The organism is Stenotrophomonas maltophilia group sp. RNC7 (assembly GCF_030910085.1).
Classification (GTDB): Bacteria; Pseudomonadota; Gammaproteobacteria; order Xanthomonadales; family Xanthomonadaceae; genus Stenotrophomonas; species Stenotrophomonas sepilia.
Genome location: NZ_JAVFVN010000987.1, coordinates 1 through 1,715, shown reverse-complemented (window position 1 = coordinate 1,715; position 1,715 = coordinate 1). Strand labels below are relative to the sequence as shown.

The 1,715-nt window shown below is 37.9% G+C and carries 2 protein-coding genes; both read right to left on the bottom strand.

The window, feature by feature from the left end; genetic code table 11:
• The coding region (locus RCF13_RS25340; protein WP_308141654.1) for a Bax inhibitor-1/YccA family protein at positions 1–296 on the bottom strand (296 nt) is incomplete at its 3' end.
• A 75-nt stretch (positions 297–371) separates the two neighbouring features.
• A partial coding sequence (locus RCF13_RS25335; protein WP_308141653.1) for an ABC-F family ATP-binding cassette domain-containing protein occupies positions 372–1,715 on the bottom strand: 1,344 nt, incomplete at its 5' end.

Genomic DNA, 1,715 nt, shown 5'->3' with positions numbered 1-1,715 from the left:
ATACTACCTAATACAACCCCTTCTACCGCCGCATAGATTGGTGCACCAAAAGGTGAAATACGCGGGAAGAACATAGACGCAAATGCGATGATTGCCGCAACGATTAAAGCGCCAATTAATACTGGCATCTTCATCGTACCCTCTATCATCTGTATGTATGAATAGACAGACGTTGCAAGTAGCAAGATAAGCATAATAAACGTTTTGCCTACTGTTCCGCCAATAGTCATCGCAGAAGCACTTGCTCCTTCTTTACGGAATGCCTCTTTTTTCAACATTGGATTAGATGTTCTCATTTTTTCCCTCCTAAAATAGGTTCTACCAATAGTGTAAAGTTTTTCTCTTTACTTTTCAATATATGCAGCTTGTTTTTATTTTAATCCTTCAACAATGTCGGATAGTTCACTACATCTTTCCATCGTTTTTTCTAACTCTTCTTCTGTTTTTTGCTGTGCTTCAGACAATTCTTGCGCTTTAGTAAAATCAGAACCAACATTCGCAAGCTCTTCTCCAATTGATTCTAGCTTTTCTTCAAGTTCCGCAATTGTATCTTCAATTGTTTCCCATTCGCGCTGCTCGTTATATGAAAGTTTACGCTTACGTTGTTGTTTCGGTGCTTCTTCTACTACTTTTTTCTCTTTCTGTACTTCCGCTTTCTCAATAAGTTCTCTCGTTTTTTCTATTTCTAAGTAATCCGTATAACTACCTAGAAATTCGCGCACTTCTCCTTCTCCCGTAAAGATGAACAATTCATCTACTACTTTATCTAAGAAGTAACGGTCATGCGATACAGTTAAAACGACACCTGGGAAATCTTCTAAATAATCTTCCAACACCGTTAATGTTTGTGTATCTAGATCATTCGTAGGCTCATCTAGTAATAGTACGTTCGGTTCTCCCATTAATATACGTAATAAGTATAAACGTCTTCTTTCACCGCCAGATAATTTGCCAAGAGGTGTACCATGTGAATGCGGCGGGAATAAGAAACGTTCTAACATTTGAGACGCACCAATTACTTTTCCATCTGTCGTATGAATAACTTCCGCAATTTCTTTAATGTATTCAATCATACGTTGATTTAAATTCATTTCTTCATTTTCTTGCGTATAGTAAGCAATTTTTACTGTTTGTCCAACTTCAATTTCACCACTATCAGGAGATATTTTACCTGCAAGCATATTTAATAGTGAAGATTTCCCGCTTCCATTCGCTCCAATAATTCCGATACGATCGCCTGGTTTCACGATATGATTGAAGTTGTTTAATACTGTTTTATCGCCAAATTTTTTCGTTACATCTTTTAACTCAAGTACTTTTTTCCCAAGGCGACTACCGCTAAGCGCAATATCAACTGACTGTTTTGCAGCTGGACCTTCTTGACCTTTTAACTCTTCAAATCGTTGAATACGTGCCTTTTGCTTTGTCGAACGAGCTTTTGCACCACGGCGAATCCACGCTAGTTCACGGCGATATAAGTTTTGACGTTTTGATTCTTGCGCAAGTTCTTGTTCTTCCCGAAGTGCTTTCGCTTCTAAAAACGTACTGTAATTTCCTTCATAACTATACAATTTTCCATTATCTAATTCGAAAATACGATTCGTCACACGATCTAAGAAATAACGATCATGGGTTACAAGTAATACCGCACCTGTGTACCTTGCTAAATATTCCTCTAACCACTCAACTGTCTCATGGTCAAGATGGTTCGTAGG